The following is a 24,842-nucleotide window of genomic DNA, read 5'->3' as shown; positions in this document are numbered from 1 at the left end:
CCAATGTCTAAGATGCAGGTTGCGTGCCATGCCAAAGCGGTGGAAAACCGGGCAATTGGCGGGTGGAGGGCCGCGCGGCCGGGAAATTCCTGCCGGGACGGCCAGGAAAATTCTGCCGGGCCCGGTCTGTTCTGGTGGGCGGACGCGGCCGGTGTATAATGATCGCGGGATTTCCCGTCGGAGGATTGGATGAAGCGCAGTATTGGGGTGGTGTCGGGGTGCCTCGTCTCCGCATTGGCGATCGTCGGGGCCGAGGCGGCGTGGGCCGCCGATCTGGCCTCCCATCGCGCCACCTATCGCATGGGATTGTCGGCTTCGCGCTCGGGCAGCGGCATGGCCAATGCCAACGGCGCCTGGACCTATCAGTTCATCGATGCCTGCGACGGCTGGATCACCGAATTCCGGCTGGTGATCACCTATGCCTATTCCGAGGGGGGGCAGGTGGCGACCACCACCGACTTCCTGGGCTGGGAATCCAAGGACGGCCTCAATTACCGCTTCCGGGTGCGCCAGTCGCGCGAGGGGCAGGTGACCGAGGAGGTGGAGGGCTCGGCCAAGCTCAAGGGCGTGGGGCAGGGCGGCATCGCCAGCTACACCCGCCCCGAGGCGCGGACCATCAAGCTGCCCAAGGGGACGCTGTTTCCCACCGCCCACACCATCCGCCTGATCGAGACCGCCAACAAGGGCGGCCGCATCCTGGCGCGGCCGCTGTTCGACGGACAGGGCGAGGAGGGCGCGCTGGAGACCAGCGCCCAGATCGGCCGGGCCATGGCGCCGCAATCCGCCGCGGTGGTCAGCCCGTTGCTCAATTCCCCGGCCTGGCCCATGCGCATGGCGTTCTTCCCCATGGGCAGCACCGACCCGCTTCCGGAATTCGAGATGTCGCTCAACTATCACGCCAACGGCGTGGCCGAGGATATCGAGCAGATATTCAAGACCTTCAGCCTGAAGGGGCGTCTTGAATCCATCGAGATCCTGCCTCGAACGAAGTGTTAACCACGATGGCCTAGACTACCCCCGCGAGCGCGTGCGCTCGGGGGTGTGTCCGGGCCCAGAAGGGGCCTCGCGAGGGGAGAAGCCATTTTGACCACGTTAGAGCCCGCCAGTTCCGGCGCCGAGATTGCGCGCCTAGGCGCCCTGGCCGCCGACTTCCGCCGCCGTCTGGAATTCGATCCCGGCATCATCTATCCCGCCCATGCCGAATGCCTGTGGCAACTGGGCAACCTGCAGATCGCCGGCGGCGATGCCGATGCCGGTCTGCTGGCGGTTTCCGAATCGCTGGCGCTGTACCGCGCCCTGGCCTCGGCCCAGCCCGAATCCTATGGGGTGCAACTGGCCTCGCTGCTCAATTCCCAATCCAACCTGCTGGCCGAGGCCTCCCATCTGGAAGAGGCGCAGGCGGTGGGTGCCGACGCGGTGGAGCACGCCCGCCAGGCCATGGAAAGCCGCCCCGACCAGGCCCGTTACGTGCTGGTTTCGTCGCTGATCAACCTGGCCGGACTGAAGATGCGGTGCGGCGATACCGCCGGCACGGTGGATGAACTGGCCCAGGCGGTGGAAGTGTTTCGTGGCGGCGGCGAGGTGGGTCAGCAATTCCTCGGCTCCATGGTCGAGGCTCTGCACCGCGCCGCCATGGCCTTTACCGAAATCGGCCTGTGGCCCGAGGCCATCGACACCCGCCGCCTGCTGATCGGCCTGTTCGGCGAATCGCCGCCGGCCGCGGTGATCCAGCTGCTGGCGCTGACCCTGCAGCAGGCCTCGTCGGCCCTGGCCGGTTCGGGGCAGACCGACAAGGCCCTGGCCCATGCCTCGGAAGCGGCGGATCTTGCCCGCATGCTGTTCAAGGCGGATGATGCCGCTCATCGCCTTGCCCTGGCCCAGGCCATCGGGAATCTGGCGGGGCGTTGCCACGATGCGGGACGATACAAGGAGGGTCTCGACCGTTCGCTCGAGGCCGTCGACCTGTTCCACGAGGTGGTGGGTATCGACCCCATCCACGCGGTGCCGTCGCTGATCGTCACCCTGGACAGCATGGCGGCCATCCTGACTGCCCTGGGGCTGCCGGACCAGGCCGCCACCGTGCGCGACCAGCGGGCGCAGCTGCAGGAAACCCTGGACATCATCGCGCCCAGGTCCGAGGTCCCGGCATAAGACGGGTGCGGGATCAGGCGAAGCGGAAGCCGTTGCCGCCCTGGCGCTTGACCTGATACATGGCGGCATCGGCCAGGCGCAGCATCTCGGCCGGGGTTTCGGTGTCGTCGGGATTGACGGCGATGCCGATGGAGCAGGTGAGCGGGCCGGGCAGATCCTCCTCGGCGGCGGCCTTGGCGGCGATGTTGTCCTTCACCACGCCGCACAGCCGCATCAGGCTCTGCTTGTCGCGGATGTTCTTCAAGATGGCCACGAACTCGTCGCCGCCGGCCCGCGCCACCGTGTCGCTGGAGCGCATGGAGCAGACCAGGGCGTTGGCGGCGGCGCGGATATAGCGATCGCCGGCCTCGTGGCCCTTGGTGTCGTTGACGTGCTTCAGGCGGTCGAGATCGACCACCATCACCGCGTATTTCTCGCCGTGGCGGGTGGAAAAACGGTGGACCTCGTCCAGGCGGTCGAAGAACAGGTGGCGGTTGGCCAATCCGGTCAGCGGGTCGTAAAGCGCCCTCTGGCGCAGGCGCATTTCCTTGTACTTGCGATAGATGGCGTACTGAATCGCCCGGTGCAGGTCGCTTTCGGCGAAGCGTCCCTTCACCACGTAATCGTCGGCGCCGTAGCGCAGGGCGTCGAGCATGGTGTCGCGGTCGTCCAGCGCGCTGATGACGATCACCGGCGTCTCGATGATGCCGAAATCGATGCGGGTCAGCACATCCTTGGCGTTGCCGCCCTTGACCATGTAATCCAGCAGGCAGACATCGAAACGGCCGGAGCTCAGCAGGTCGATGGCGCCCTGGCAATCGACCGCCCGTTCCAGGACCAGATCCTTGCCGTAGAGGCTGTGCAGGACGTGTTCGCAATAGGTGAAATGGACCAGGTCGTCCTCGACCACCAGAACGTGGAACGGCGACTTGGCGCACACGTCCTCGGGGTCTTGAAAGGCAAGGGTATCGGAATCGCCGATAAGCATATGCACAATCCCCCGGAAAAACAGGGGCGACAGGGTGATAGTCCCCGAATGGGCATAATTTAACACCGGCCTGGGTCGTATTCCAGGGGTGCTTGGCGAAGTGCCTTAATACTGAAGTCGATGGTGTCTATCGCGAACTATAGGTACCGGAAATCCGCCGCGATGTCTGGGTGACCATTTCAATATCTGAAAAAATTACATTGCTTGGGGTTGCTTTCAACCTGCGGCAAAGTTCGGTCAGGCCATCGATGGTCTCGGTGGCGTGGCCCAGCTGCTTGGCGACCCGGCTGGACAATTCGGTGGTCACCTGTTCCAGCTTCAGCAGGCTGCGATAGGTGCTTTCCGGGGTCATCTTGCCTTCGCGGGCGCTGACGGTCAGGGCGTTGCATTCCCAGTCCATGGTCGCGGCCAGGCGCTTGATGCGCTCGATGCCGATGGCGACGATGGAATCCTGCTTCAGGCGGTCATAGCGGTCGCGGGGCAGATTGGTGCCGCGGGCCCGCACCGGGTTGGGGACCTGGAACTGGGTGGCCGAGGTGGCGCCCGGGCGCGGCGCGGCGCGGCGGTCGGGGCCGATATAATCGTGGGTCACCACGAAGGGCTTGCGCCGCTCGACCAGCACCCTCAGCCGATTCATCAGCTGGTCGGGGGCAAAGGGAATCAGCAGCAGGTCGTCGGGGCCGCAATCGATGGCCGAACGGACCTTGGGCTCCTCGCGCGACGCCAGCAGCATCACCGTCAGGATGAAGGGGTCGCGGCCCAGGCTGCCCGAACGCAGCTCGCGCATGATGAAGGTGGAATCGTTGGCCTCGATCTCCTGGTTCAGGACCAGGAAGTCGTGGTCCCCCTCCTTGCAGGCCTGATGGGCGGCCAGGAAGGTGTTGGCCTCGATGATCTCGCGGATGCCCACATTGTTCAGAGCCAGCCGGATACCCTGGCGGATGGGCAAGCTCGGCTCGCATACCAGGGCCTTGACCTTCGACAGATCGACATTGGCCGGGGCCGGGGCCAGGGGCATTGCGGGGAGGGCTTGTGACATCTGTCCAGGCGGTCTCTGGGGCTCGACTTTGGAAGCGAGAACGTTTTAAAACAAGCTGTCGTCAAAAAGCAATACGGAAGGATAGGAGTGTTGCACGATTCAGGGAGGCGGGGGTTTCATTAACAATCCATTCGCTTTTCGTTGGTAAATCCTTCACTGGAAAGCCTGATCGCGACCCTGTGACTTTTCTTCATAAAGACCATCCAAGGCTGAGCCATAGATCGCCCTGATTTGATGGCGGCGTATTTTGAGGGTGGGGGTCAGCATTCCATTCTCTATATCGAATGGTGCGGTAATAACCATAAATCGCCGTATCTTCTCTATGGGGGAGAGTTGGCGATTTACCCGATCGATTGCCAGGGACAGCGCCTTACGCAATTCCGCACCGTTCATGATGTTCGTCAAGGAATCGGACTGGCCGTTTGCCTCGGCCCAGGATTGGACCCAGTCGCGGTCGGGGACGATCAGGGCGACCAGATGGGGGCGGCGATCGCCATGCACCATGGCCTGGGCGATTTCCGGCTCGAGCGTCAGGAAGCCCTCGATACGCTGGGGCGCCACGTTGTCGCCGCCCGAATTGACGATGATGTCCTTCTTCCTGTCGGTGATGCGCAGGCAGCCGTCGGGGTCGATCTCGCCGATATCGCCGGTGTGCAGCCAGCCGTCGGCATCGATGGCCTGGGCGGTGGCGGCGGAATCGCGCCAATAGCCCCGCATCACCAGCTCGCCCCGCACCAGGATCTCGCCGTCGCCGGCGATCCTCAGCTCCACGCCCAGCATGGCGGGGCCGACGGTTTCGATACGGTTGTGGCCGGGGCGGTTGACGGCGATGACGGGGGCGGCTTCGGTCTGGCCGTAGCCCTGCAGGATGCGCACGCCCAGCGCCAGGAAGAACGCTCCCACCTCGTAGGGCAGGGGGGGCGCCGCCCGAGACGAAGGCCTTGAGGCGGCCGCCGAAGCGGGTGCGGACCTTGTCGCGCACCAGCCGCTCCAGCACCATGTCGGCCAGCCGGTCGAGCGGGCCGAGACGGCGGCCCTTGATGCGGCGCGTGCCCAGATCCAGGGCCGCCATGAACAGGCGGCGGCGCAGCGGGCTGACCCGGGACAAGCCTTTCAGGATGCGCGCCCGCATGGTCTCGTACAGGCGCGGCACCGCGGTCATGATGGTGGGCGACACTTCGGCCATGTTGGAGGCCAGGTGCTCGATCCCTTCGGCGTAGCGGATCTCGGCGCCGATGGAGATGGGGAAGTAAAGCCCCGCCGTGTGCTCGTAGGCGTGGGACAGCGGCAGGAAGGACAGGAAGACCTCGTTCTCCAGCCCCAATTCGCGCAGCACGTCGGCGGCCCCCATGCAGTTGCACAGGATGGCGCCGTGGGACAGCATCACCCCCTTGGGCACGCCGCCGGTGCCCGAGGTGTAGATCAGGCAGGCGGTGTCGTCGCGCTTCAGCCCGGCGACCGTGGCGCGGACGGCCGCCGCCCCGCTGCGTCCCAGCTCCAGCACCGAATCCCAGGTGTGGACGTCGACGCCGGGCGATTGGGCCAGGGAGAGGGGCTCCATGGCGATCAGGGCGGGCGCCCGGTCCGAGCGGGCGGCGGCGGGCAGGACGCGCTCGGCCAGGGAACGGGTGGAGACGATCACCAGTCGGGCGCCGGAATTGTCCAGGATGTGCAGGTGGTCGGCCACGGTGTTGGTGGTATAGGCGGGCACGCTGATGCCGCCGGCGGCCATGATGGCCAGATCGGCCACCGCCCATTCGGGGCGGTTCTCGGCCACCAGCATGACCCGGTCGCCGGATTCCAGACCCAGGGCGCGCAGTCCGGCGGCCAGGGCCAGGACGCGGTCCGCCGTCTCGGTCCAGGACAGCGCATGCCATGCCCCGCCCGCCTTGTGGCCGAGAAAGGGACGATGGCCAAGCCGTTCGGCCTGGCCCAGGAACATGGCCGGCAGGCTGGTCTGCCGGGCGAACTCGACCTCCATGCGTCGAAACTCCCTGTTCGCGCCGTTGCGGCCTCCTTATATTGTGTTGCAGCAAGGAGACAGCGAATGACCTTTGTAGCACCGGCCAGCGATCTCGGCACTCTTCCCGAATGGGATCTTTCCGATCTTTACCCCGCGCCGGATTCGCCGGAGCTGGAGGCCGACCTGCAGGCGGCCGCCGCGGCGTCCCAGGCCTTCGAGGCCACCTATGCCGGCAAGCTGGCCGGGCTGCCCGGGGCCGAGCTGGGCCGGGCCATCGCCGAGTACGAGCGCATCGGCCAGATCATCTACCGCGCCATGTCCTATGCCCAGCTGCTCTATTCCGGCGACGTCTCGGATTCCGAGCGCGGCCGCTTCTATCAGGGCATGCAGGAGCGGGTCACCGACATCTCCACCCATACCCTGTTCTTCACCCTGGAGATCAACCGCCTGGACGATGCCGTCCTGGCCGAGAAGCTGAAGGCCCCCGAGGCGGCCCATTACGGCCCCTGGCTGCGCGATTTGCGCGTCTTCCGTCCGCACCAATTGTCGGACGAGGCGGAAAAGATGCTGCACGAGCTGCACGTGGTGGGCACGGCGGCCTGGAACCGGCTGTTCGACGAGACCATGGCCCGGCTGCGCTTTCCCCTGGGCGGCAAGGAGGTCACCTCGGCCGAGGTGCTCAACTGCCTCAGCGACAAGGACGGCGCCCGGCGCAAGGAAGCCGCCAAGAGTCTGGGCAAGGTGCTGGGCGACAACGCGCCGCTGTTCGCGCTGATCACCAACACGCTGGCCAAGGAAAAGGAGATCGAGGACAAGTGGCGCAACTACGCCCGGCCCCAATCCTACCGCAACCTGTCCAACCAGGTTGAGGACGGGGTGGTGGACGCCCTGGTGTCGGCGGTCAAGGGCTGCTTTCCCCAATTGTCCCACCGCTATTATGCCCTCAAGGCCAAGTGGTTCGGCGTCGACAAGATGGATTACTGGGACCGCAACGCGCCGCTGCCCGACGACGACGACCGCAAATACACCTGGGAGCAGGCCCGCGACACGGTGCTGGGGGCCTATCACGCCTTCTCGCCCGACATGGCGGCGGTGGGCAAGCGCTTCTTCGACAACAACTGGATCGATGCCCCCGTGCGCCCCGGCAAGTCGCCCGGCGCCTTCGCCCATCCCACCGTGCCCTCGGTGCATCCCTATCTGCTGGTCAACTACCTGGGCAAGTCCAGGGACGTGATGACCCTGGCCCATGAGCTGGGCCACGGTGTGCATCAGGTGCTGGCGGGCGTTCAGGGGCCGCTGATGTCCGACACGCCGCTGACGCTGGCCGAGACCGCCTCGGTGTTCGGCGAGATGCTGACCTTCCGCGCCATGCTCGAGCGCGAAACGTCCCCGAAGAGCCGCCGCATCATGCTGGCCTCCAAGGTCGAGGACATGATCAACACCGTGGTGCGCCAGGTGGCGTTCTACGAGTTCGAATCCCTGCTGCACGACGAGCGCCGCCGGGGCGAATTGTCACCCGAGCGCATCGGCGAGCTGTGGATGAGCGTCCAGGCCGACAGCTTAGGCCCGGCCTTCCGCTTCCACGACGAGTACAGGCACTTCTGGACCTACATCCCCCACTTCGTCCATTCGCCGTTCTACGTCTACGCCTACGCCTTCGGCGATTGCCTGGTGAACTCGCTGTACTCGGTCTACGCCAAGGGCGGCATTGCCGACTTCCCCGCCAAATACCTGGACATGCTGCGGGCCGGCGGCACGCTGCGCCACCAGGACCTGCTGGCCCCGTTCGGCCTGGATGCCGGCGACCCGCAATTCTGGCGCCAGGGCCTGGACGTGGTCATCGGCTTCATCGACGAATTGGAGGCGATGTAGGGGGGGGCGGGGGCTCACCCCGCCATCCGCGCCTCCTCCAGGGCGGCCAGTTCGGTGGCCAGGGTTTCCAGCATGGTGACCACGGCCACCGACGCCTTGTTCATGTCGTCGATGGCGGCGAAGGCGCCGTCCAGGTCGCCGTCGGCGGCGTGGGTCAGCGCCCGCTTGGCCGCCGCGTGCACCTCCTGGTGCGGGGTGACCAGGTTGGAATAGGCGGGCTTGCCCGAGATGGCCTTGTCGGTGATGGCGTCGTACCACTTGCCCAGGCGGCAATTGTGGTGGTCGGGCACGCCGTCGGCCTTGAGATCGGTGCGGCCCAGCACGCCGTCCAGCACCCGGCGCTTGAAGGCGATGTGGTCGTTCTTGGCGATCTCCACCAGCAGGGCGCCCGAGCCCAGCTGGGCGTAGTTGCCCACCTGGGAATCCAGGTGCTGGCTCATGCGGCCCATGGCCTCCAGCACGTCGCCCAGCAGCTTGTTGTTGGCCTGGGTCAGGCTGACCACCTGGGTGGTGCCGTCGGCCAGCCGCCCGGCGGTGTCCGACTGGCTGTCCAGCACGTGGGAAATGGTGGTCATGCTGGTCTGCACCGAGCCCACCTGATCGGCGATGCCGTGCAGGCGGTCGCCCAGCGCGCCCACCAGGGAGCGGCCTTCGGTGACGGCGCCGGTGCTCTCATTGATGGCGCCGACGATGGAGCCCATCTCGCCCTGCAGGCCCTCGATGCGCGAACGGATGTCCACCGTGGCCTTGGCGGTCTGGTTGGCGAGGTTCTTCACCTCGCCCGCCACCACGGCGAAGCCTTTTCCCGCCTCTCCCGCCCTGGCTGCCTCGATGGTGGCATTCAAGGCCAGCAGGTTGGTCTGGCCGGCCACCGTCTCGATGGCGGTGACGATCTCGCCGATCTGGGCCGAGGCCTCGGCCAGGCCCTGGACTTTCTGGCCGGCGGCGTTGACGGCGGCGACGATGCGTTCGAAGGCCGACAGCGCCTCCTGGCTGGCGTCGAGGCCGCTGACCGCCGCCTGTCCGGCTTCGCCCGCGCCTTGGGCGGCCTGGGAGGAATCGGCGTTGATGGCCTCGATGGATTCGCGCATGTCGTCCACCGCCTGGGCCATGCGGCCCACCTCGGCGGTGGACATGTCGATTTCACGCTTCATGCGCGACAGGGTGATCATGGCCTCGTTGCCCAGCATGGCCGCCTGGACCAGCGAGCGCAGCATGTCGCGCTGCATGATGAAGCGGTCGTGGTCGGCCTTCTTGCGCGCCGACTGGCGTTCGGCTTCGGCGGCGTCGAGACGGCTGCGGGTTTGGGCCATCTCGCCCAGCACCTCGGCCACCTCGCGGAACTCGTCCCGGCGCTGGGGGCTGAGCTGCATGGCGTCGCCCGCCGCGCCGGTGCGCAGGGTGTTCACATCGTGATGCAGCGCCCTAAAGCCTGACGAGACGCTGCCGGTGATCAGCAGGCCAAGGCCGCCGACCACCGCCAGGATGGCGGCCAGCAACACGCCGCGCTGGGCCAGTTCCGCCTTGAAGGCGGTATCGATGTCGTCGATGTAGACGCCCGAGCCGATCAGCCAGCCCCATTGGGGAAAGCCCTTGACGTAGGACATCTTGGGATAGGTCTCGGTGGTGACGCCGCCGCCGTCCTTGGGCTTGGGCCAGTCATAGGTGACATAGCCCTGTCCGGCCCTGTCGACCACCGTGACGAAGGCGCCGAACAGATTGACGTTGTTCAGCGGTTCGAACGGGCCGGAATTGCCGGCCCGCATGGAGGTGGCCTTGTTGAACTTGGAATCGTCGAGCACCTTACCGTCCAGCTGGGGCGAGATGGGATGCATGACGATCCTGGGCACGGGCTTGCCCATGTCGTTCATCCACAGGTATTCGACCTTTTCGTAGCGCATCTTCTTGACGGCGCCCATGGCGGCGGCCTTGGCCTGATCCTCGCTCATGCGGCCTTGGCGCGCCTCTTCGGCGTAGTGTTCCAGCACGCCCGATGCCGTCTCGACCACATGGCGCAGCTTGACCTCGCGCGCTTCCACCATCTCTTCCTTGAGTTGCACGGAATCGGCGACGAAGACCGCGGCCAGACCGGCCAGGGGCAGGCCGCCCAGCAGCCAAAGACGCGTGGTGATCCGCAGCCCCGAAAGGGCGTCGAGCATTCCCATGGTTTCTGCCTCCCTTGGCGCATCCGGTTCATGCCGGCGCGTCCGCACACTCTTTGGCGTCAAGCCTAATATGCAGGAAGGATGAGATACAAGGATTACGGCTCGCCCGATGCAACCAGGGGGGCGCATTGTTCCGCCGCCACCCGGCAGGGCTCGACGGCGTTGATCACCGTGGCGGCGGCGAAGCTGTCGGTGTAGATGCGTAACGGCAGCAGGCTGTCGGGGTCCAGGTGGACGATGTACTCGGCCCCGGACCACATTTTCTGGAAGCGCGGCTTGAAGCCGGCCACCGGGCGCAGCACCATGGCCAGCTCGATGGAATCGTATCCCCGGCCCCGGATGTCGATGTGCCGTGGCCCTTTGACCGCCACGTCGAAATCATAGGCGCGGCGGCCGTCATAGCCGGCCACCCGGAAATTGGCCGGTCCGTTCCCGGCCACGGCCTGCCGGGCCTTGCGGCCGACCACCGAGACATTGGTCAGCGGGTCGCGCACGCCCCGCCTGGCCTCGGGCGGCACGGCGGGGGCGGGCTCGTCGTCGTCCGGCGGCGGCGCGAACACCGCCAGCACCTCATCGAGCACGGTGACGGCCTCGCCGCCGGTGTAATGCACCCGCAGCATCTGCTCCTGGTAGCGGCCCCTGAAACGGGTCTGGTAATGCTCGGACCCCAGTTCGCCCGCCCCCGCATCGCGGCCGCCGCCCTCGGCCGAGAAGCGCAGCCGCAGGAGCTTGTCGAACAGGCCGACGGTGCGGATGGTCATGCCGGTACGGACCGCTTCGCCCTGCTGGTCGCGGGTCACCGCCATGTCCCCGGCGTGAAAGCCGCCCCACATGATCTCGTAGCGCCAGCCCAGGGGATCGGCGGCGGCCGGCGACGCCGCCCCGAGGGCGGCGGCGAAAACGGTGGCGATTGCCGCTGGCCTGGCCATGGTTCCTCCTGGAAACGCCGGCCAGGATGGCGTGATCCTCGCCGTCGGCGCCTTGATCAAGGTCATGCGGCTCCCATGGGCGCCGTCTAGAGTAAAATAGGTCCAAACGACTGATTTTCAATCCAGATCGGGCTTGGCAAACCGCCGCTCAGAAGGCATTGTTCTGGGCAAAATGTACGGCAAATGCAGTAACAGCCAACAACAGGAGAAGCCATGTCTCTGACCATTGGTGTTCCCAGGGAAACGTTCCCCAACGAGAAGCGGGTGGCAACGGTTCCCGACGTCGTCGAGAAGCTGATCAAGCTGGGCTTCTCGGTGGTGGTCGAGACGGGGGCGGGCGCGCTCGCCAATTTCGATGACGAGTCCTATATGGCGGCCGGCGCCTCCATCGCCAAGAGCGCGACCGAGCTTTGGGATTCGTCGAACGTGGTGTTCAAGGTCCGCGCGCCCAGCATGGACGAGGTGGCGCTGATCAAGGAAGGCACCATCCTGATCGGCTTCATCTGGCCGGCCCAGAACCCCGAGCTGATGGAGGCCCTGAAGGCCCGCAAGATCACCGTGCTGGCCATGGATTGCGTGCCGCGCCAGCTCAGCCGCGCCCAAAAGATGGACGCGCTGTCCTCCATGGCCAACATCGCCGGCTACCGCGCCGTGGTCGAGGCCGCCAACCAGTTCGGCCGCTTCTTCACCGGCCAGATCACCGCCGCGGGCAAGGTTCCGCCGGCCAAGGTGTTCATCGCCGGCGCCGGCGTGGCCGGTCTGGCCGCCATCGGCACCGCCGTGGGCCTGGGCGCCATCGTGCGCGCCAACGACACCCGCGCCGAGGTGGCCGATCAGGTCAAGTCCATGGGCGCAGAATTCGTGCGTGTGGATTACGAGGAAGAGGGCTCGGGCGGCGGCGGCTATGCCAAGGTGATGAGCGAGGGCTTCCAGGCCGCCCAGCGCGAGATGTACGCGCAACAGGCCAAGGAAGTGGACATCATCATCACCACTGCCCTGATCCCCGGCAAGCCCGCGCCCCGGCTGATCACCGCCGACATGGTCAAGTCCATGAAGGCCGGCAGCGTCATCGTCGACATGGCCGCCGAACAGGGTGGCAATTGCGAACTGACCGTGCCGGGCGAGGTGGTGGTGCGCCACGGCGTGACCATCGTCGGCTATGCCGACCTGCCGTCGCGCCTGTCCAAGCAGGCCTCGACCCTGTACGCCACCAACCTGCTGCGCCTCACCGAGGAGATGTGCAAGGCCAAGGACGGCACCATCGACGTCAACATGGAAGACGACGCCATCCGCGGCCTCACCGTCATCAAGGAAGGCGAGATCACCTGGCCGCCGCCGCCTTTGGTGCTGCCGGCTCCGCCCGCGCCCAAGCCGGCCGCCGCCATGCCGGAGAAGAAGTCCTCGGGCCACGGCCACGGCGCCGGCGAGCCCATGAGCGTCAAGACCCTGGCCATCGTCATGGGCATCGGCGCCCTGGCCTTCTGGTTCGTCGGCTCCTACGCGCCGGCCGCCTTCCTGGGCCATTTCACCGTGTTCGTGCTGGCCTGCTTCGTCGGTTACATGGTGGTGTGGAACGTCACTCCGGCCCTGCACACGCCGCTGATGAGCGTCACCAACGCCATCTCGTCGATCATCGTGATCGGCGCGCTGGTGCAGATTTCCCCCCCGCTGGCCGAGGGCGTGTCGCGTCCCGGCTTCTTCATCGGCCTTCTGGCGGTGATCAGCATCATCCTCACCTCGATCAACATGTTCGGCGGCTTCGCGGTCACCAAGCGCATGTTGGCGATGTTCCGCAAGTAAGGGGGGCACCATGTCTTCGAGTCTCGCTACTGTTTCCTATATCGGTGCCACCATCCTGTTCATCCTCAGCCTGGGCGGTCTGTCCAATCCCGAGACCTCGCGGCGCGGCAACGTGCTGGGCATGATCGGCATGACGCTGGCGGTGATCGCCACCGTCTTCGGGCCGGAAGTCACCTGGGGCGGCGTGCCGTGGATCATCATCGCCATGGCCATCGGCGGCTCGGTCGGCCTGTATGCCGCCCGCACCGTGCAGATGACCCAGATGCCCGAGCTGGTCGCCCTGATGCACTCGCTGGTCGGTCTGGCCGCCTGTCTGGTGGGCTACGCCTCCTATGCCGACACCGCCCACACCTTCGTCGGCGTCGAGAAGACCATCCACGAGATCGAGATCTATATCGGCATCCTGATCGGCGCGATCACCTTCTCGGGTTCACTGATCGCCTTCGGCAAGCTGTCGGCCAAGATCGATGGCAAGCCGCTGCTGCTGCCGGCCCGTCACTGGATCAATCTGGCCGGCCTGCTGGTGGTGATCTATTTCGGCAAGGTTTTCGTCAACGCCGAAAGCGCCTGGGGCGGCTCCTTCGCCCTGATCGTCATGACCGGCATCGCGCTGGCCTTCGGCGTCCACATGGTGATGGCCATCGGCGGCGCCGATATGCCCGTCGTGGTCTCCATGCTGAACAGCTATTCCGGCTGGGCGGCCTCGGCCACCGGCTTCATGCTGAACAACGACCTCCTGATCGTCACCGGCGCCCTGGTGGGCTCCTCGGGCGCGATCCTGTCCTACATCATGTGCCGGGCCATGAACCGAAACTTCGTCAGCGTCATCGCCGGCGGCTTCGGCACCAGCGGCGGCACCGTGGTGGCGGCGGGCGACGGCCAGCCGGCCGGCGAGGTCAGCCCGATCAGCGCCGTCGAGACCGCCGAACTGCTGAAGGATGCCAAGAACGTGATCATCGTTCCCGGCTACGGCATGGCGGTGGCACAGGCCCAGCACACGGTGTTCGAGATCACCAAGCACCTGCGCGACAAGGGCGTCAACGTCCGTTTCGGTATCCACCCGGTGGCGGGCCGCATGCCCGGCCACATGAACGTGCTGCTGGCCGAGGCCAAGGTGCCCTATGACGTGGTGATGGAGATGGACGAGATCAACGACGACTTCCCCGATACGGACGTCGCCATGGTCATCGGCGCCAACGACATCGTCAATCCGGCGGCGCAGGAGGACCCCAATTCCCCCATCGCCGGCATGCCGGTGCTCGAGGTGTGGAAGGCCCGGACCTCCATCGTCATGAAGCGCTCCATGGCGTCCGGCTATGCCGGCGTCGATAATCCGCTGTTCTACAAGGAGAACAACCGGATGCTGTTCGGCGACGCCAAGAAGATGCTGGACGAGGTGCTGAGCGCGCTGAAGGGCTAAGCTCTTCCCCGTCATAGCCTGAACAGGCGGCGGCCTTCCGAAAGGAGGGCCGCCGCTTTGCTTTCGACCATATGCTTATTGTTTAGAGTTAGAAGAATTCTAAATACATCTTCCAAATCCACAATTATCTTGTGAGTATGCTCCGGTGCTCGCATCCCGGGTCCGGCCGGAAAAGAGAGAGAACCGGCGGGGCGGGGGAAGTCCTCCGGGTGTGGTCACGCACTGAAAATCCATATCAGGGGTACCATGCCATGATCAGACGCATGACGCTTTCGCTCGCCCTTTTCCTGGGACTGGGAGCCGTCCCGGCCCTGGCGGCATCCGAGCCGATCCAGCCCATCCTTCCGCCGAAGGTCAAGGATGCCGGGATGGTCGAACTGGGCAAGAAGCTCTATTTCGACACCCGCCTGTCAAAGTCGGGGTTCATCTCGTGCAATTCCTGCCATAACCTGTCCATGGGCGGCACCGACAACCTCAAGACCTCCATCGGCCACAACTGGCAGAAGGGGCCGATCAACGCGCCCACCGTGCTGAACTCCAGCCTGAACCTGGCCCAGTTCTGGGACGGCCGTGCGCTCACCCTGCAGGACCAGGCGGGCGGCCCCATCGCCAATCCCGGCGAGATGGCCTCGACCCACACCCTGGCGCTGTCGGTGCTGCAGTCCATTCCGGCCTATGTGGCCGAGTACAAGAAGGTGTTCAAGTCGGACAAGATCACCGTGGACGGCGTTACCAAGGCCATCGCCGCCTTCGAGGAGACCCTGGTCACCCCCAATTCGCGCTTCGACAAGTGGCTGAAGGGCGACAAGAAGGCGCTTTCGGCCCAGGAAGTGGCCGGCTACGAATTGTTCAAGGATTCGGGCTGCACCGGCTGCCACAACGGCGCGGCCGCGGGCGGCAACACCTACCAGAAGATGGGCGTGGTCGAGCCCTACACGTCGTCCAGCCCGGCCGAGGGCCGCGTCGCGGTGACCAAGGACGAGGCCGACCGCTTCTTCTTCAAGGTGCCGACGCTGCGCAACGTCGAACTGACCTACCCCTACTTCCATGACGGCGAGGCCGCCACCCTGGCCGATGCGGTGGACACCATGGGCCGCATCCAGTTGGGCAAGAAGTTCAGCCCCGAGGAGAACGGCAAGATCGTGGCCTTCCTGAAGAGCCTGACCGGCGAGCAGCCCAGCTTCGCGCTGCCCATCCTGCCGCCCTCCAACGAGAACACCCCCCGTCCGCAGCCTTTCGACAAGTAAGGCCTGGGGATTTTGGCTAAAACAGGGGCCGGATCATTTCCGGCCCCTTCCTGTTGAAGGGGGAGACGGCGTTGTGCGGACTCGGGTGGTTCAGCTCTGCCGGGCCGGGGAGGGGCGGAGCGCTAGGTTGGGTGGGAAAGCCTGAATGGACGCAATGGAACTTGCTTTCGCCGCCCGAGGCGTGAAGGATACCGGCCAAATTCGACCGGATTGATCGCGGAGCTGGCAGGGAAATCCGATGGTTGTTCTGATCTATTTTTCGTCCTGCGTGGCGGGATTGCTGGCCGTCGCTTTTGTGGGGCTGGCCTTTATGGACCCCTCTACAATCTCGGACATGGCCCGGTCCATCGCGGGGCGTAGCGTGGCCGTCACCTATTCCGCCAGCCGTCATCAGAACATGTTCGCCTCCTATCTCGTATTTGCCGGCCTACTGACGGCATGTTCTTTCCTGATGATCGCAATGAAGAAAAGCATCATGAGAGCACATGCCATCATAATGGCCGACATTTTGCTCATGATGGAAGACGTTAAGAGATCGTGGCGCACAAATTTCCGTGTTGATGTCATAACTTTATCATTGTTTATTTTATTTATCATGGCTGCTGTTGTTAGGCTTCGCTACATCAATGCTGACATGACCTATGACGAGGCTGATATTTTTTTCATGGGGATGGATCCGCTCTTTCTATCACTTACAAGCCTCAGGACGTCCCTGCATAACCTGCCCATTTTGGCGACATCGGCTTCGATGGCCCTTTTCGGCTCGGCGGAGTGGGCCGTCCGGTTGCCATATCTGATTTTCGGCCTCGCCTTGGTGCCGGCCGTCTTCTGGTGTGGAGCGGTGCAGTTCGATCGCTTGACTGGGCTGATCGCCGCCGCCATTGCCACAATCGCCTGGCCGTTGGTCGCCTATTCCGTCGCAGCGCGGGGCTACATCTCCGGAACCTTCGCCTTCGTGCTGACCCTGGCGGTGATTCCCTATCTGGTCCGGACCGGCAACCGGGGCGCGTTGCTGACGGTAGCCCTGTTGTCCATATTGGCTGGATTCAGCGTCCAATCCATGGTCTTCGGGTATGTCGCCGCCATGGTGTTTCTGGCTATCTGTATCCTCGGCTCCGGGGACGGCAGGAAATGGCGGCGGCTGCTGACCTGGCCGGCGATGATCAGCGCCATGACCGTTCTTGGGCTTATGGTGCTGATGAGTCCGTTGCTGCTGATGCATGGGGTCAAGGGGCTGTCCACCGGCGACCATCTCGTCGGTCAGGTCGGAATCGGCGCGTGGGACCTGCTCCGGGGGCAGATAGTCCAAGTCTCGTCGGAGTGGGGGCTCGATATTCCCGCGCCGCTGGCCATGATGCTTGCGCTTGGACTGGCGGTGGGCCTCTGCGTCGAGCGGACCGCTCGCAGCCTGTGCCTGTCCCTGCTGATCGGCGTGTCGCCCGTATTCGTTCTGGTGGGGCAGCAGTTGCCGCCGTCGCGGATATGGCAGTTCCTGCTGCCGCTCTGCGCGATGATGTCCGGGGCGGGGCTGGTCTGGCTGGGGCGGCGTATTCCTGTACCCAGCGGCGCGCGGCCAGCGGCTGCGGCCATAATCCTGGTCGCTACGGGTTGGGTATTCCTGTCCGTGATGGAAAGTGGGAATGTCATAACCGAGTTTGCCGGGCGGGAACCGCGTAAAGACACGGACGAAGCCCGTGCCTTTTCCCGAGAACTGGCCGATGGGGATTATGTTTCCCGCCAGGTTCTGGGCAACCCCATCCACCGCTATTACGTCTATCGGGGCTTCCTGGGCCGCGACCTCATGTTCACCGATGACCGCACCTACATCCGGGTGTGCTCGCGATCGAAGGGGTGTGGACGTGGCGTGGACAGCGCCTATTATTTCTCGGCAAAGTTCTCAGAGCCCCCGCCGTCACTCCTGATACAGCCCGGCTCGGTCCACGAGACCGGTTATTTCCTGCGTGCGGAGCAGCCGGTCCTGAAGGGGCGGTTGGTGCCGCGCCCCACCGGCAATTCCATCCCCTAGGCCCGCTCCACCCCCGCCAGGAAGCGCTGGACCGAGGTGTTGAGGGTCTCCGACTGGCGGCCGAGCGCCTGGACGGCCCCCAGCACGTCGGTGGCGGTCTTGCCGGTTTCACCGGCCTCGCTGGTGACGTCGGTGACGTGGCGCGAGACGTCGCGGGTGCCGTCGGCGGCTTCGGCCACGTTGCGGGCGATATCGCGGGTGGTGGCGTCCTGTTCCTCCACCGCCGCGGCGATGGCCGAGGAGACCTGATTGATGCGTTCGATGATGGCGCCGATGCTCTGGATGGCCGCAACGGCCTGATCGGTGGCCGATTGCACGGCGCTGACCTGTTCGGTGATCTGGCTGGTGGCCTTGCCGGTCTGGGTGGCGAGATTCTTGACCTCGTTGGCCACCACGGCGAACCCCTTGCCCGCCTCGCCGGCGCGGGCGGCTTCGATGGTGGCGTTCAAGGCCAGCAGGTTGGTCTGGCCGGCGATGTCGCCGATCATGGTGACCACCTCGCCGATATTGCGCGCCGCGTCGGCCAGCCCGTGGACCAGGGCGTTGGTGCGCTCGGCCTCGGCCACCGCCTCCTGGGACACCTGGGCCGAGGTGGCCACCTGACGGCTGATCTCGTTGATGGAGGCGGACAATTCCTCGGCGGCGCCGGCCACGGTCTCGACGTTGATGCTGGCCTCCTCGGCGGCGGCGGCCACGGCGGCCGCGTGGCCCTCCATGCTCTGGGCCGAGGCGCCCAGCGAATTGGCCGAATTGTCCAGCAGGCGGGTGGCGTCGCCCACCGCCGCCAGGGCGCCGGATACCTCCTGGCGGAAGGTGGCGGTCAGTTGCTCGATGGCCTGGCGGCGGCGTTCCTTGGCCTCCTGCTCGGCCTTCTGCTCGGCGGCCAGGGCCTCGGCGGCGATGCGGTTGTTGCGGAAGACCTCGACGGCACGGGCCATCTCGCCTTCCTCGGTCTGCAGTTGCAGCCCGTCCACCGAGATGGAGGTGTCGCCGGTGGCCAGCCGGCTCATGGCCTGGGTGATGTGGCCGATGGGGCCGGTGATGCCGCGGGCCAGCACACCGGCGGCGGCGAAGGTGATTCCCAGGCCGCCGATCACCGCGATGATCTGGCCCCACAGGAACAATTGGGCGTCGGAGCTGGTCTTGGTGGCGGACGCCACCAGATCCGTGGCGATGCGATCCTCGACCACCTTCATCAGGTCGATGCGCTTGGTGGTGGCCTCGAACCACTTGGGGGCGGGGACGCCCTCGCCGCCGGCCAGGGCCTTGGCGTGGGCGGCTTCGCGCATGGCATTGACCTCGGCGACGATGGGATCGCCCATCTTGTCGCGGAAAAAGGCCACCAGTTCGGGCGAGGCGGTGCGGATGAAATGGGAGAACAGCATCTCCTGGTCGGCGATCAGCGACACCAGGCGGCGATAGATCACCGGATCGAAGGTTCCGGCGAAGCCGGCCGAGCCGGTGGCCCGCTCCTGACCGGCCCGCTCCTTGGCCTCCATGAAGGCGAGATAGGCGCTGACCGCCTCGGCGGCCTTCTTGTCGGGGGTCTGGCGGGCCATCTGGCCGACCATGTCCAGCTGGACCTTGATCATGGCGGTATAGGCCTGGAACAGGCCGTTGCGGTCCATGGCGCCGGCTTCGATGTCGGCGCGGAGCTTGGTCCGGCTGGCCAGCGCCTCGCGCGCCTTGGTCAGCGAGGCGGCGAAATCCGGCCCCAGGGCGGCGGCGGCGTCCCCGGACTGCTCCTCGAACCGCTTGGCCATGTCGTCGGACAGCTTGCGCTGGGCCTCGACCCGGTCGCCGAACTGCTTGCGGCCGCTGGCCACGTAGAGCGACGAGGCGCCGCGCTCCTTCTGCAGTTCATGGACGACGGCACTCACGCTGTTGGCGGTGGCGGCCATGCGGATCAGCCCGCTGGTATCGTTGACCACCAGCCAGCGCAGGACGATCACATAGCCGGAAAAGGCGACAAGACCGAAAACCGGAAGTAGAAAAGCCAGAAGAATACGTCGCCCAATCCTAAGATTACGCAGTATTTCCATGGCTAGAATCCCCCCAGACGACCCAATCCCGCATACAAGCTACTAGTATGGGGGCCGGGGGGCAAGGCGACAAATTTGCTATAGATCAAGACCGAAAAGCGCCATGACCCAGGGTCATGGCGCCAGCGATGGCGACGCTTGAATTTCCGGTCCGGCCGCGCCCTTTAACGGTGCGGCCGAAAGAAGGCTTTAGAAGCCCTCGCGCTCCAGGCGCTTGCGCTCCAGCTTGCGGGCGCGGCGCACGGCTTCGGCCTTTTCACGGGCGCGACGCTCGGACGGCTTTTCGTAGTTCCTGCGAAGCTTCATCTCGCGGAAAACCCCCTCGCGCTGCATCTTCTTCTTGAGCGCCTTCAGGGCCTGATCGACATTGTTGTCACGAACGAGAACTTGCACGTTTCGCCACCGCTCCTCTACGCTAGAAAACCCTCCCGACGGATCGGCATGGCTGCCGTCCGGGGAGGAGGGTTGATAGCACAGTGCCGACCCCTTGTGAAGGGGTTAGGCGGGGCCTATAACCCGGAAAGTGCTTTTGTCCGCAGCCGGGGAGATTTGGATATGGAATCGCGTCCGCTCAAGGATGCCCTGGTGGGCGCCATGCTGCCCCACGCCGCCTTCGACGGCTGGTCGCCCGTCACCCTGGCCGCGGCGGCCGACGACATGGGGATCGAGCGGGCGCTGCTGCCCCGGCTGTTCCCCAAGGGAGCGGTGGACGCGGTGGCCCATTTCGTCGATCACGCCAACCGGACCATGGAGGCCGATCTGGCCGGGGCCGGGCTGGATGGCCGCGGCGTGGGGGAAAGGGTGTTTTGGGCCGTGAAGCTTCGCCTCGGGCGCTGGGGTGAGCATCGCGAGGCCATCCGCCGCGCCACCTCGCTTCTGGCCCTGCCGCAGAACCTGCCCCTGGCGGCGCGGCTGACCTGGGGCACCGCCGATTCCATCTGGCTGGCGGTGGGCGACCGTTCCCACGATTTCTCGTGGTATTCCAAGCGCGCCACCCTGGCGGCGGTCTATTCCGCCACCTTGCTGTATTGGCTGGACGATGATTCCGAAGGCTCGGCCGATACCTGGGGTTTCCTGCGCCGCCGTCTGGGCGAAATCCGCTCGCTGCCGCAATTGCGCCAGAAGATCGAAGGGCTGGTGGGCGGTCGCAAGGCCGCCCTGATCAACCGGTTCAGGTCGCCGCTGTCCGGCTGCTGATCGCGCCGCTCCGGTAATCTCTCGGGTTGCCAGTGCGGGCGGACTTCCTTACAAAGGGCGGCTCCATAATGCCTTTAGGGGAACAGCCATGCGGGCCGAGATCGAGGCGCTCGCCCAGGATATCCGGCGCTCCGCCGCCCTGTTGAAGCGCCATCTCAATTGGGACGAGGCGTTGATGCGGCTCGACGAGCTGAACGCCTCGGCCGAGAATCCCGATCTGTGGAACGACGCCGCCGTCGCCCAGAAGATCATGCGCGAGCGCACCGAACTGGACAACGCCATCCAGGGCTGCCGCGCCCTGGAGCGCGAGCTGGCCGACCTCTTGGAGCTGATCGAGCTGGGCGAGATGGAAGGCGACCAGACGGTCATCGACGACGCCGAGGAGCAGGTCCGCGCGCTGAAGGAGCGCGCCGGCAAGATGGAGTTGGAGACCCTGCTCTCCGGCGAGGCCGACCACAACGACTGCTATCTGGAAATCAATGCCGGCGCCGGCGGAACCGAGTCTCAGGACTGGGCCGAGATGCTGCTGCGCATGTACACCCGCTGGGCCGAGAAGCACGGCTACAAGGTGGAATGGCTGGAAGAAAGCGCCGGCGAGCAGGCGGGCATCAAGTCGGCCACCGTGCGCATCCTCGGCCACAACGCCTATGGCTGGCTGAAGACCGAAAGCGGCGTGCACCGGCTGGTGCGCATCTCTCCCTACGACAGCGCGGCGCGCCGCCACACCAGCTTCTCCTCGGCCTGGGTCTATCCGGTGATCGACGACACCATCGACATCCAGATCAACGAGAGCGAGTGCCGCATCGACACCTACCGCGCCTCCGGCGCCGGCGGCCAGCACATCAACAAGACCGATTCGGCGGTGCGCATCACCCATATTCCCACCGGCATCGCCGTGGCCTGCCAGATGGAGCGCTCGCAGCACCAGAACCGGGCCCGGGCCTGGGACATGCTGCGCGCGCGGCTCTACGAGGCCGAATTGCAGAAGCGCGAAGCCGCCGCCCAGGCGCTGGAGGACCAGAAGACCGATATCGGCTGGGGCCACCAGATCCGCTCCTACGTGCTGCAGCCCTACCAGATGGTCAAGGACCTGCGCACCAACGTGGAGACCTCGGATACCCAGGGCGTTCTCGACGGCGACCTGGACATGTTCATGGCCGCCTCGCTGGCCGCCAGGGTGCAGGGCGAGGCCGACCAGGGTTAAATTTTCGTAGCCGGTTTGCTTTCCGCCCGGACCACCCTATAACAAGGGGGTGATTCCTTGGGAGGAACGAGATGAGGCATATGGTGATTTCGGCCGTGGTGGCCCTGGTGCTGGCGCTGGCCGGCGCGGGCGATGCCCTGGCCAAGGCGGGCAGCACGTCCAAGTCCAGCGGCGGCAGCTTCGGCTCGCGCGGGTCGCGGACCCATGACGCGCCCATGGAGCGCACCCTGGCCCCGCCGCCGGCCCAGACCAAGCCCGCCGGGCCGCCGCCGGCGCCCCAGGCGGCGCCCCGTCCCGGTGCCGTTGATTCCGCGCCGCTGGCTCCGGCCGGTGCCGGTGCCTCGGCCATGCGGCCCGCCACCCCCATGGGCGCCCCCGTGGGCCAGCCCGGCTTCTTCCAGCGCAATCCCATGATGGCGGGAATCGCCGGCGGCCTGTTGGGGGCCGGCATCGGTTCCATGCTGTTCGGGCATTCGCCGGCGCTCGCCGCCGCGTCCGATGCCGCCCCCGGCGCCAGCATGCTGGGGCTGCTGCTCCAACTGGCCATCATCGGCGGTCTGGTGTGGCTGGCCATCCGGCTGTTCCGCGGCCGCTCCCAGCCGGCCATGCCGGTGGGCAACCCCTACATGGCCCAGCACACCGCCGGACAGCACGTGGAGCCCATGATCGCCTCCGCTCCGGCCCAGCCGCGCATCGAGCGGGAGTTCGACGCCTCGGGCAACGACCAGGACGCCTTCACCGAGATCCTGCTGGGCGTGCAGAAGGCGTGGAGCGACGGCAACCTGATGCAGCTGAAGCGCTTCGCCACCCCCGAAGTGGTGTCCTACCTGTCCGAGGACATGAGCCGCAACGCCAGCGAGGGCCTGGCCAACAAGGTGGAGAACGTCACCTTGCTGAAGGGCGACGTTAGCGAATCGTGGAGCGAGGGCGGTTTCGACTACCTGACCGCCATCCTGACCTTCTCGTGCAACGACTACATGGTGCGCCTGGATACCGGCGCGGTGGCCGATGGCGATCCGCGTTCCGTGGTGACCCACACCGAGGCCTGGACCTTCGTGCGCAGCGCCAGCGGCGGCCGCTGGCTGCTGTCGGCGGTGCAGCAGGTGCAGTAGTCATCCGGGCAGCAAAAAGCCCCCGGCCGCAAGGTCGGGGGCTTTTTTATAGGCGGCCTCAGTATCCGAAGCCGTAGCGGCCGCAGCGGAAGGCCGCCACTTCCGGGGTGAGGATGCCGCATTTGAAGGGCGCGAAGCTCTGGCCCAGCAATCCGCGCACTTCCATGCCGGCGTTGCGGCACTGGCGGTCGGCGATGGCGCGGACCTCTTCGGGTCCGGACAGCCAGGTGCTGTAGCAGACATAGCTGGCGGGACCCTCGGGCGTGTCGGGCACCAGCGGCTTGGGCGCGCTGGAACAGGCCCCCAGGGCCAGGGTCACGGTAACGGCCAGAACTGCCTTGCGCATGCTCGAAATCCCCCTTTGGATAGCCACCGACTGGTAGCCCTCCCGGGGGGCGCTTGGCAAGCGGTTTTACTTGGCCCCGGCCGAGACGATCCGCCGGTAGCTGTCGCCGATGCCGCCCAGATAGGTGCGGACCAGTTCGGTGATCACCGGCATCAGGTCGGCAGGGGTCTGGGCGTGGTAGACCCAGCGGCGCACTCCCACATAGGCGATGGAGCCGTGCAGGCCCGCCACCATCTCGATTTCCTCGAGGCTGATGGGGGCATCGCCGCCGACGCCGAGATCGGCGCGCAATTCCCGGCACATGGGCACGAAAAGCTGGTCGCGCACATGCTGCATGTAGCGATTGGCGATGGAGCCGTCCTTCAGCCCGGCGAACATGAACAGCCGGACCCGCTCGTAGCTGAAATTCGCTTTGGTATATGCAAGATAGAAATCAATCAGACGGTCCACCAGGGGGCGCGAGCGGTCCTGCAGCGTGGCGATCCAGGACGGTTCCCAGGAGTTGAGGAAAACCTCCTTGTAGACCCGCTCGATCAGGGCGTCCTTGTCGGGAAAATAGCGGTAGAGCAGGGGCTGGGTAACGCCGAGGCGATCGGCCAGCGCCCGGGTCTGGCCTTCGAAGCCCACTTCGGCGAAGAAGCGGATGGCTTCGGTGATGATCAGCTTTTCCCGCTCCTTGCGTGGCAAACGGCGACGGATTCTGTCGTCCGTGGATATGGCTGCGGGGCGGAACTGATCGATGTTGGTGGCCGAATCCCGGCCGGCGGCGCGTGCTTCCATCATCCCCCCCTATACGCCAGCGGATGACGTATTGTGACAATATGTAATACGTAGCGATCCCTAGAGAGAACTGCAATCAGGTTGCGACCCGAGTTCCGCATTCAGGCGCGAAAAAAACTGGTTTGCCGTCTTGACGGCGAAGCCGTGCAGCAGCCGGCCGCCCACCGAGGCCAGGCGGCCGCCGATTTCGCCCGCCGCCTTCCAGCGCAGCAAGGTGGCGTCGCCATCGTCTTCCAAAGTGACGCGGGCGGAGCCCGAGACAAATCCTGCCACTCCCCCCTGACCTTGGCCTTTCAGGGTGTAGGCCTGGGGCTCGACCACGTCGTCCAGGGTGAGGGTTCCGGAAAAGCGGGCCGCCAGCGCGCCGACCCGGATGGCCACGGTGGCGATGTAGGCGCCTGGGCCGGTGGCGTCCAGTTTCTCGCAGCCGGGGATGCAGGCGGCCAGAAGGCGGGGATCGTTGAGGGCCTGCCAGACCACGGCGCGGGGGGCGTCGATGCGGTGCTCTCCGTCGAAATCCAACGCATTTCTCCTTTGTGCGGGAATTGGTGGATCATGCCATGGCCCGCATGGCAAAGTCTG

Annotated in this window: 20 protein-coding genes and 1 pseudogene; 10 read left to right on the top strand and 11 right to left on the bottom strand. The window is 65.8% G+C overall.

What is annotated here, in order from left to right; genetic code table 11:
- Positions 1–189: 189 nt before the first annotated feature.
- Both WV31_RS09630 and WV31_RS09625 read left to right on the top strand, forming a co-directional pair.
- Entirely contained in the window at positions 190–996 is an 807-nt protein-coding gene (locus tag WV31_RS09630; RefSeq protein WP_085373345.1) for a cell envelope integrity EipB family protein, read from the top strand.
- A gap of 87 nt (positions 997–1,083) precedes the next feature.
- Positions 1,084–2,151 (top strand): hypothetical protein, encoded by a 1,068-nt coding sequence (locus tag WV31_RS09625; protein WP_085373344.1) that lies wholly within the window; start codon positions 1,084–1,086, stop codon positions 2,149–2,151.
- A 13-nt stretch (positions 2,152–2,164) separates the two neighbouring features.
- On the opposite strand, the gene WV31_RS09620 is transcribed toward WV31_RS09625, so the two are convergent.
- The 4 genes and pseudogenes from WV31_RS09620 to WV31_RS22760 all read right to left on the bottom strand — a co-directional run.
- Positions 2,165–3,118, bottom strand: a complete 954-nt coding sequence (locus WV31_RS09620) for a two-component system response regulator (RefSeq protein WP_237051561.1) — start codon at positions 3,116–3,118, stop codon at positions 2,165–2,167.
- 127 nt (positions 3,119–3,245) lie between these two features.
- On the bottom strand, positions 3,246–4,157 hold the full coding sequence (locus WV31_RS09615; RefSeq protein WP_085373342.1) for a response regulator: 912 nt from the start codon (positions 4,155–4,157) through the stop codon (positions 3,246–3,248).
- 153 nt (positions 4,158–4,310) lie between these two features.
- On the bottom strand, positions 4,311–5,033 hold the full coding sequence (locus WV31_RS22825) for an AMP-binding protein (RefSeq protein WP_442915570.1): 723 nt from the start codon (positions 5,031–5,033) through the stop codon (positions 4,311–4,313).
- Between the two features lie 109 nt (positions 5,034–5,142).
- A pseudogene (locus WV31_RS22760) lies at positions 5,143–6,099 on the bottom strand (AMP-binding protein); the annotation flags it as partial.
- Positions 6,100–6,204: 105 nt separating this feature from the next.
- Here WV31_RS22760 and WV31_RS09605 point away from each other — a divergent pair.
- Entirely contained in the window at positions 6,205–7,992 is a 1,788-nt protein-coding gene (locus WV31_RS09605; RefSeq protein WP_085373341.1) for a M3 family oligoendopeptidase, read from the top strand.
- Between the two features lie 14 nt (positions 7,993–8,006).
- Here WV31_RS09605 and WV31_RS09600 read toward each other — a convergent pair whose 3' ends face one another.
- Together WV31_RS09600 and WV31_RS09595 are read right to left on the bottom strand one after the other, a co-directional pair.
- On the bottom strand, positions 8,007–10,157 hold the full coding sequence (locus tag WV31_RS09600; RefSeq protein ID WP_085373340.1) for a methyl-accepting chemotaxis protein: 2,151 nt from the start codon (positions 10,155–10,157) through the stop codon (positions 8,007–8,009).
- A 95-nt stretch (positions 10,158–10,252) separates the two neighbouring features.
- Positions 10,253–11,086, bottom strand: a complete 834-nt coding sequence (locus WV31_RS09595) for a DUF3108 domain-containing protein (protein WP_085373339.1) — start codon at positions 11,084–11,086, stop codon at positions 10,253–10,255.
- Positions 11,087–11,299: 213 nt separating this feature from the next.
- Here WV31_RS09595 and WV31_RS09590 point away from each other — a divergent pair, with 213 nt between their 5' ends.
- The 4 genes from WV31_RS09590 (at position 11,300) to WV31_RS09575 (ending at position 17,579) form a co-directional block, all read left to right on the top strand.
- Complete coding sequence (locus WV31_RS09590; protein ID WP_085373338.1) at positions 11,300–12,886, top strand: Re/Si-specific NAD(P)(+) transhydrogenase subunit alpha; 1,587 nt, start codon at positions 11,300–11,302, stop codon at positions 12,884–12,886.
- 10 nt (positions 12,887–12,896) lie between these two features.
- The gene (gene pntB / locus WV31_RS09585) at positions 12,897–14,306 is read left to right on the top strand and encodes a Re/Si-specific NAD(P)(+) transhydrogenase subunit beta (protein WP_085373337.1); all 1,410 of its coding nucleotides are present in this window, start codon (positions 12,897–12,899) and stop codon (positions 14,304–14,306) included.
- A gap of 251 nt (positions 14,307–14,557) precedes the next feature.
- On the top strand, positions 14,558–15,553 hold the full coding sequence (locus WV31_RS09580) for a cytochrome-c peroxidase (RefSeq protein ID WP_085373336.1): 996 nt from the start codon (positions 14,558–14,560) through the stop codon (positions 15,551–15,553).
- A gap of 238 nt (positions 15,554–15,791) precedes the next feature.
- Positions 15,792–17,579 carry a hypothetical protein gene (locus WV31_RS09575; protein ID WP_085373335.1) on the top strand — a complete coding sequence of 596 codons (1,788 nt, stop codon included), beginning with the start codon at positions 15,792–15,794 and terminating at the stop codon, positions 17,577–17,579.
- Here the strand turns inward: WV31_RS09575 and WV31_RS09570 are convergent.
- Positions 17,576–19,621, bottom strand: coding sequence for a methyl-accepting chemotaxis protein (locus WV31_RS09570; RefSeq protein ID WP_085373334.1), 2,046 nt, complete (start codon positions 19,619–19,621; stop codon positions 17,576–17,578). The two genes, WV31_RS09575 and WV31_RS09570, sit on opposite strands and share 4 nt — an antisense overlap.
- 189 nt (positions 19,622–19,810) lie before the next feature.
- The gene (gene rpsU / locus WV31_RS09565) at positions 19,811–20,014 is read right to left on the bottom strand and encodes a 30S ribosomal protein S21 (RefSeq protein WP_002726599.1); all 204 of its coding nucleotides are present in this window, start codon (positions 20,012–20,014) and stop codon (positions 19,811–19,813) included.
- A gap of 162 nt (positions 20,015–20,176) precedes the next feature.
- Between rpsU and WV31_RS09560 the strand changes: the two genes are divergently transcribed.
- The 3 genes from WV31_RS09560 to WV31_RS09550 all read left to right on the top strand — a co-directional run bounded on the left by WV31_RS09560 (position 20,177) and on the right by WV31_RS09550 (position 23,134).
- Complete coding sequence (locus WV31_RS09560) at positions 20,177–20,818, top strand: COQ9 family protein (RefSeq protein WP_085373333.1); 642 nt, start codon at positions 20,177–20,179, stop codon at positions 20,816–20,818.
- Between the two features lie 88 nt (positions 20,819–20,906).
- Positions 20,907–22,022, top strand: a complete 1,116-nt coding sequence (gene prfB, locus WV31_RS09555) for a peptide chain release factor 2 (protein WP_085373332.1) — start codon at positions 20,907–20,909, stop codon at positions 22,020–22,022.
- Positions 22,023–22,093: 71 nt separating this feature from the next.
- Complete coding sequence (locus WV31_RS09550; protein WP_085373331.1) at positions 22,094–23,134, top strand: Tim44 domain-containing protein; 1,041 nt, start codon at positions 22,094–22,096, stop codon at positions 23,132–23,134.
- A gap of 58 nt (positions 23,135–23,192) precedes the next feature.
- Here WV31_RS09550 and WV31_RS09545 read toward each other — a convergent pair whose 3' ends face one another.
- The 3 genes from WV31_RS09545 to WV31_RS09535 form a co-directional block, all read right to left on the bottom strand.
- A complete protein-coding gene (locus WV31_RS09545; protein WP_085373330.1) occupies positions 23,193–23,480 on the bottom strand; it encodes a hypothetical protein in 288 nt (95 codons plus the stop codon).
- Positions 23,481–23,546: 66 nt separating this feature from the next.
- Positions 23,547–24,260 carry a TetR/AcrR family transcriptional regulator gene (locus tag WV31_RS09540; RefSeq protein WP_237051560.1) on the bottom strand — a complete coding sequence of 238 codons (714 nt, stop codon included), beginning with the start codon at positions 24,258–24,260 and terminating at the stop codon, positions 23,547–23,549.
- A gap of 60 nt (positions 24,261–24,320) precedes the next feature.
- Positions 24,321–24,782 (bottom strand): SRPBCC family protein, encoded by a 462-nt coding sequence (locus WV31_RS09535; protein WP_085373328.1) that lies wholly within the window; start codon positions 24,780–24,782, stop codon positions 24,321–24,323.
- Between the last annotated feature and the right edge of the window lie 60 nt (positions 24,783–24,842).

The sequence above is a fragment of the Magnetospirillum sp. ME-1 genome, from assembly GCF_002105535.1.
Lineage (GTDB): Bacteria > Pseudomonadota > Alphaproteobacteria > Rhodospirillales > Magnetospirillaceae > Phaeospirillum.
This window is presented reverse-complemented; position numbering and strand designations above follow the sequence as displayed.